6 protein-coding genes are annotated in these 6,522 nt (G+C 77.3%); all 6 read right to left on the bottom strand.

Annotation, left to right across the window (positions count from 1 at the left end):
* Nucleotides 1–36 precede the first annotated feature (36 nt).
* On the bottom strand, nucleotides 37–1,464 hold the full coding sequence (locus ACIQOV_RS21290; RefSeq protein WP_401050635.1) for a hypothetical protein: 1,428 nt from the start codon (nucleotides 1,462–1,464) through the stop codon (nucleotides 37–39).
* Complete coding sequence (locus ACIQOV_RS21285; protein WP_401050633.1) at nucleotides 1,461–2,345, bottom strand: Scr1 family TA system antitoxin-like transcriptional regulator; 885 nt, start codon at nucleotides 2,343–2,345, stop codon at nucleotides 1,461–1,463. Before ACIQOV_RS21285 ends, ACIQOV_RS21290 begins: the two co-directional genes overlap by 4 nt.
* A gap of 110 nt (nucleotides 2,346–2,455) precedes the next feature.
* Nucleotides 2,456–3,082: a hypothetical protein gene (locus tag ACIQOV_RS21280; RefSeq protein WP_401050631.1), complete on the bottom strand. Its 627-nt coding sequence runs from the start codon at nucleotides 3,080–3,082 to the stop codon at nucleotides 2,456–2,458.
* On the bottom strand, nucleotides 3,079–4,926 hold the full coding sequence (locus ACIQOV_RS21275; protein WP_401050629.1) for a hypothetical protein: 1,848 nt from the start codon (nucleotides 4,924–4,926) through the stop codon (nucleotides 3,079–3,081). The genes ACIQOV_RS21280 and ACIQOV_RS21275 overlap by 4 nt, the downstream gene beginning before the upstream one ends.
* Nucleotides 4,923–5,558, bottom strand: a complete 636-nt coding sequence (locus tag ACIQOV_RS21270; RefSeq protein WP_401050626.1) for a hypothetical protein — start codon at nucleotides 5,556–5,558, stop codon at nucleotides 4,923–4,925. Before ACIQOV_RS21270 ends, ACIQOV_RS21275 begins: the two co-directional genes overlap by 4 nt.
* 45 nt (nucleotides 5,559–5,603) lie before the next feature.
* Nucleotides 5,604–6,522 (bottom strand): tetratricopeptide repeat protein (locus ACIQOV_RS21265; protein ID WP_401050624.1); only part of this gene is annotated, 919 nt, incomplete at its 5' end.

Below are 6,522 nucleotides of genomic sequence, written 5' to 3'. Positions count from 1 at the left end.
GGTGGCAGGCCGTGGGGTCCTGCCTGTGATGGGGGCTCAGGTGGCGCGGCACGCGCAGGTGGTGGTGGGCGGTGCCGGACGACCGTCGGCGTTCGGCGAGGTGGGGCCGATGCCCGGGAGGCCGCCGGTGTGCTCGCCTGGGTGGGTGCGGGGAGTGTCCGCCTGGAGCAGCACGCGGGCGACCGTACGGCGCTGGGCGGGAGGCAGGCAGTGGGGCAGGACGACCTGCTCCAGGGCGCCGCCCGCAGTCCACGGATCGGCGGTAGGCGCCCTGTGGGTCCGGGCCAGGGCACGGCGCAGTCGGGGGTCGAGGGCGGCGAGGGCGGCGACGACGGCGAGGGCGTCCCTGAGGTCGGCATGGGCGTCACGGCGGCCGGCGGCGGAGAGTTCGAGTGGCCCGGTCAGTACGAGCAGGTCGCTCCCCGGGCGGGCGAGGCCTCGCTCGAGCGCGGCGAGTACCGTCCACGGCATCCGGCCGGGTGCCAGCAGCATCACCGCGTCCACCGCTGTCGGCAGGGGCGCGCAGGTCACGACGATGGCACGGCTGTCGCGGGCCAGGCGCGCGAGGATCCGCGCACGCTCGTACGGGGACTGGCCGGCGCTCAGCTGCACGAGCGGCCGGGGCCCGCCTCGGCGCAGCGGATCGTGCAGGGTGTGGGTGCGGGCGGCGAACCTGCCGGCGGTGTCCTCGTCCGGGCAGTACACCGCGACGCGGCCGATCCCGGGCCGGGCTGTGACATCGAGGGCCAGGCGGGCGGCGGCGTCCAGGCGCGCGATTCCGTCGGTGGGCCGTGCCGGGGCGTCGAGCGGCAGCTCCAGGCGCCAGCCGCGGGCGGTGGCCGGGCCGAGCTCGCGCAGCCGGCCGTACCGGGGGCCGGGGCGGGCGGCCCAGAGCTGGCCGGCCGGGTCGACCATCGAGACGACGGTGCTCTGCAGCAGACGCCGTGCCGCCGGGACGGCGGCGTCCGACAGCAGGTCACCGGCCGCTGTGCCGGTGGCCTGGAGCGCCAGCACGTCCTCGACCAGGAGCAGCTGCCAGGGGTCGAGCCGACGGGCGCGGTGCGCGTCGGCGACGACCTCGGCGCCCGCGAGCGTGGCCACGGCCAGCGCCGGGCCCGGCGCGTGCAGTGCGCGTGCCGCGGTGACGGGGTCCACGTGCACTGTGCTGCCGGCCGGGGCACGACCGGCAACAACCCGTTCGCCGAGTCCGTGGACCCCGACGAGCCGGGCGCCGGGCGCCGCCAACGGCTGCCAGCGGGCGAGGGCGCGGGCGATGTCGCCGCCCTGCAGGACCACCAGGGCGCGTGCGACGGTGCCGACGGCGTGCCGGGCCCGGGGGGTGAGCGCGGTGCGCGGCCCGGTCATCAGCAGCCGCGCCCCCGCACCGGACGGGGCGGTGCTCTGCGAAGCCCCGGCCCGGCGGCGGGCCGGGCCGTCGGGTGCGATCCGGGCGGCGGCGGTCATCGGTGTCCTCCCGGGCGGTGGGCCCGCACCCGGCGGGGGGCGGTGCGCACGTGCATCCAGGTGGCTGCGGTGCCCAGCTGGCTGAGCGTCGCCTGGGCGCAGGAGGCGCGGTAGGCGAGGGTGTCCAGGGCGAGCACGTGGGTTGCCGCCGCGTCACCGGTGCGGTAGCGGGCCCCGTCGGCGGTGACGTCGACCACCAGCAGCCCTCCGGCCGTCGTGGTGATCTCGATGAGAGGGGTGCCCGTCGCGGGGCCCTCGACGAGGCGCAGGTCCACCTCCTTGGAGTGGACGAGGGCGACGAGGTGGGCGAGCTGGGCGGCGGCCGTTGCGGGGCCACCGGTGGGCCGGTGGAGGATCGCCAGGTCCAGGTACGCCCTGTGGCGTCCGGCCGACGTCGCCACCGTGGTCGCGAGGGCGTCCAGGGCCGGGCGTTCGGCATCGGGCACGGCGGGCAGCACCGTGCTGATCCAGTGGGCGTGGTGGTCGGTGGTGCGCAGCCCCAGCGGGATCACGCTGCCGCCGCCGGCCCGCCAGCCCGTGGCGCTGTTCAGCGCCCCGGCCAGCCGGACGGCCCAGCCGGGCATCCGATCGGTGACGGTGCCGGCGTCCATCCGGGCCAGGCTCTGCAGCGCCTCGAGCTCCGCCCCGGCCCCCACCGCGGTCAGCAGTGCGGCGAGCTGTGTGTGGGACGGGACGCATTGGCCGTCCCGCAAGGGGGCCAGCTGGTCCAGGGTCAGGCCGCTGCGCACGGCCAGTTCGGGCCAGGTGAGGTCGCAGGCGCTCAGCAGGTGGGCCAGACGGCCGAGGACGACGGCCGGTCCGGGCAGGCAGGGGTGCATGGTGCCCTGGTGGGAGGCGGGGGTGGTCGGCACGGTCCTCATGCCTCCGTGCTTCGCCGGGCAGGGTCGACCAGGAAGGGGAAGTCGGGGTTGATGGTGTGGTTCATGCGGTGTCCCGGTGAGGTGGGTGGCAGGGGTGTGAACGGGCCGGGTCAGGTGGCGCCGTCGTGGCGCGGGCGGCCCGGACCCGGTTTCCGGTCGGCGCCCACCAGCCGTATTCGGGTGCCGTCGTGCGTGGCACCGCGCGCGCTGACGTACCACCCGCCGACCTCGGCGACCCAGGTGGTCGCCCCGCCGCGCACCGGCCGGTGCACGGTGGCCGGCACCTGGGAACCGTCCACGATGAGCAGGCCGTCCGTGAACAGCTGGCAGGACTCCACCAGCTGGCGGGTCTCCTCCATCGCCGGGGGGTTGTCCCACGGGTCGGGCCAGCGCACCGCCACGTCCCGGCCGTCCCGGTAGCGGGTCTCGACGCCGGTGTAGCGCACGAGGCCGCCGACCACGCCTGTGAGGGCTCGGATGCGGTCCGGCGCCGCCGCGGTGTCCAGCAGAGCCACCGGCAGGCCGGTCGCCGCGGCCAGCGCCTCGATGCGCGCCGCGAGGGGGACTGTGGGGGCCGTGCGGCCGAATCCGGGGTCGAGGACGCGCCCGACGGGGTCGAGCCAGTCCTGCACGTCCTGGCGGAGGATCTCGCCACGGGCGATACGCACCTCGGTGTCGTAGGCGGACGGCTCGTCCGTGACGATGCGGGAGGAGGAGAGCATGGCGACTCGTTTCATGCGAGGTGGGTTCGGGGGACGGCGTTGGACGGCGTCCAGGAGGTGAGCGGGCGGCCGGAGGGCGAGACGACGCCGCGCCGGGGCCGACCGCCTGCGACCGCCCGGGCGGTGGCGGTCATCTCCTCCTCCCAGGTGGTGTCCGCCCACGCACACACCCGCCGCGCCCGCTGCTCGTCGGCGCCGGCGGGCAGCGGCAGGGGGAACTCCAGACCGTCGTGGCCGTCCGGCCCGGTGCGGGCCCGGGCCAGGTCCTGGCACAGGTGCGGGTCGAGAGCGGACAGCGCCGCGGTGAGGGCGGCCAGGACGGGCCAGCCCGTGTGATCGGACCGGTCGACGGAGACCGTCAGCAGTGGGCCCTCGCCGGGGCCGGCGGGGGTGAGCGCTGCTTCGACGGCGGCGGCGGTGTGCGCGGTCGACGCTGCGGCATGGGTGTGGACCAGGGCGTCGGCGCCCAGCCCGGGCGGCAGCGGCCCGTCGACGACCAGCACTCGTGTGTCCGGTTCGGGGCCGGTGAACCAGGCCAGGACCCTGGCACGGCCGCGGGCGGGCAGGGCCTCGGCGGCCAGGCCCGCCGCCCCGAGAAGCTCCGCGAGTCTCACGGAGTCGGTCGGACCGGCCGTGCGCACGACGACGCGCCGCAGCCCGTGGCCGCGGGCGAGGTCCGCGATGGCCCGGGCCGGACCCACGTGCCGGAACGAGCGGGCGGTGGCGACCGCTGCGAGCCGGTGGCCGCGCATCAGCCCGGCCTCCACGGCCTGCCGCTGGGTCAGCACCGCCGTCAGGTCGCCGGTGGCACCCGGCTGGCAGCCGTCACGGTCGATCCGGCCGACGGCGACGAATCGGGGAACGGATGTCAGGTGCAGCACGGCGGCGGGCGGGCAGCCGCCGATCCGTCGGCCGGTGGCCGGCAGGTGGGCGTCCAGGGCGATCGTCAGATCGGGAGACAACAACCCGTCGTGGTGGAGCCGCTCCAGGGCGGGCAGGCCGGCCGGGGTGGCGACGAGGACCGCGGGCAGTGTCGTGCCGGCGAGGGCACGCACCGCGCGCGGCCCGGTGGCCACCACCACGCCGGGGGGCAGCGGCAGCCGGGCGGCCTCCGCCTTGTCCAGTACCGCCAGGACCTGCCCCGCCTCCCGGTGGGCGTCGGCGAGGACGGCGAGGTCGTGCTCCCAGCGCTCACCCGGCACCGTGAGGACGAGGACCCGGCGGCGACCACCGGCGAGAGCGGCGCAAGCGGCGGCCAGGCGCGCCTGCTCACAGCGCGGCAGGACCACCAGCGCCCGACCCTCGGCGGCCAGTTCCCGCCGCGCAAGCACCGCCAGCGGCCGCAGGTGCTCCGCCACCGGCACGACCGCACGCACGAACCGGCGCTCGGGCATGTCCGAGCGGCGCACGACGCCGGCCAGGCAGCCGAGTCCCACCGCCTGGTGGTCGCTGGCCACCCCCAGGACACAGCGCAGCCCCTCTCGGCGCCGGCGCACCGTGATCGTGGTAGCGCCGGTCTCGTGACCGACCGCCCGGTCGGACAGGCCGGCGGCGGTCAGCCGCAGCAGCAGCCGCATCCCGCCGGAAAGGCCGTGCACCGTCGCGAGGTCGCGGACACCGAGGTCCCGCGGCGACAGGTGACCGGCCCAGGCGTAGTCGGCAACCAGCTCGACACGGCTGCGCGCACCCGTGGCCTGACACAGGACCGCCATGGATTCCTTCACCCCGGCGACGGGACGTGCCAGAGCCTCGGCAACCCCCTCCACGGACAGCGGGCCGGCCAGATACCGGACCAGCTCCAGCGACGACGCGCCGGACGGCGGCCCGCTGCGCACCGTCGTGCCCACGGCCGCCGTCACCGCGCGTCCACAAGACCGAGCGGGGCGCGGTTGTCGGCGATGCGGGCGGCGGGGGACGTACGGCTCCCGGGGCCGGGCGGCATCCCGGCGCGCACGAGCCGCACGGCCTTCATGGCGGGCACGGCGCCGCGCACGGTCACCAGCCACCCGTCCACGTACACGGTCCAGCTCCGCATCGGCCCGCCGCGCCGGGTGCGGCAGCCCGTCGCGGGAAGTGCCACCCCGTCGACAACCACCGTGAGAACGGAGAACAGACCGCTGGCCACGGTCGCCCGTTGGGTCTCGGCCGGATCCCCGGCCGGAACCGCGTGCGGCCGGTAGGCGCTGACGCAGACGCTCACGCCAGCGGGATAGAGGGTGGTGGTGCCGGTGTACCGGATTCGGCCGTCCGCCGGCTCGACGGAGGCGTCGATCTCCAACGGCGCCGCTGCGCCGTCGAGGAGGGCGACCGGCAGCCCGGTCGTCTCGGCCACGATCCGGGCCCGCGCGGCGCCCGGGACCTCGGCGCCGGGGCCGGGCGGCAGCGCCGCCGGGTCGAGGGACGGCCGTGTGCCGGCCGGGATGCCGGGCACCGGCACGAGGGCGGCCGGGGCCGCGGTCGGCGGCCGCTGGGGTGAGCGGGGGCGGGACACGAGCTGCTCCAGAATCACGACGAGGACAGGGGGTACGGGGGACGGTCAGCGGGACGGTGGGCCGGTCCGGGCGGCGAGGCGGTCCAGATGCCGGGTCAGCCGCCGGACGTCGGAGCCGGATGCGGCCGCGGTGTAGGCGGCGTGCGAGGCCCGAAGCAGCCGCCGCGCGGCGGCCTTCCGGCCCGCGGCCTCGGCCGCGAGAGCGCGCCACTCCTGCAGCCGGGCACTCCACAGGGCGTGCCGCAGCTCCTCGGCCCGGGCCTGGGCATGGGCCAGGACCCGGCCGGCGAGCAGGGGATGCCCTGCGCGGGTCAGGACGTGGCCGGTCCAGGCGAGTGCGCGCATCGCCTCCAGCGGCTCGCCGGCCAGCGCGGTGCGGGCCCGGCGCAGCAGCGCCAGCGCGGGCCGGACCTCGCCGAGGTCGGCGTGGACGCCCGCCAGCACGATCCGGGTGAGCGCCACGCCCCGCTCGTAGCCGAGCTCGTGGCGCAGCCTCAGGGACTCCTCCAGCGGGGGGAGTGCCGCCGCGGGGCGCCCGGCTTCGACGTGGGTGGCGCCGATGTCGTGCAGGTGCTGGGCGAGCGAGAAGGTCGCGCCGGGGTGCGGGTCGCCGGCCGCGTTGGCGAGGGCCTCGTGCAGCAGGTCGAGGGCCTCGTCGTACCGTCCGACGCCGCGCAGGCCGATCGCCAGGTTGTTGAGGACCTCGCGCAGGGCGGCGGGCGGGGCACCGGCGTCCTGGCGTACCGCGGCGAGGGCGAGGCGGTAGAGCCACAGCCACAGCGGGTAGTCGCGGCGGCGCAGGACGAGCGGCCACAGGGCCAGGGCGCCGCGCCACACCAGCGTCCGGTGCCCGGCGCGGGATGCCGCGTCCAGAAGGGGGCGCACCAGCGGGTCCTGGGCGTCCAGCCACGTCCAGGCGTGCTGCGGGTCGGTGAAGGCTGGGTGTCCGGGGGCGGGTTCGGGG

The organism is Kitasatospora sp. NPDC091257 (assembly GCF_044757675.1).
Classification (GTDB): Bacteria; Actinomycetota; Actinomycetes; order Streptomycetales; family Streptomycetaceae; genus Kitasatospora; species Kitasatospora lactacystinica.
This window is presented reverse-complemented; position numbering and strand designations above follow the sequence as displayed.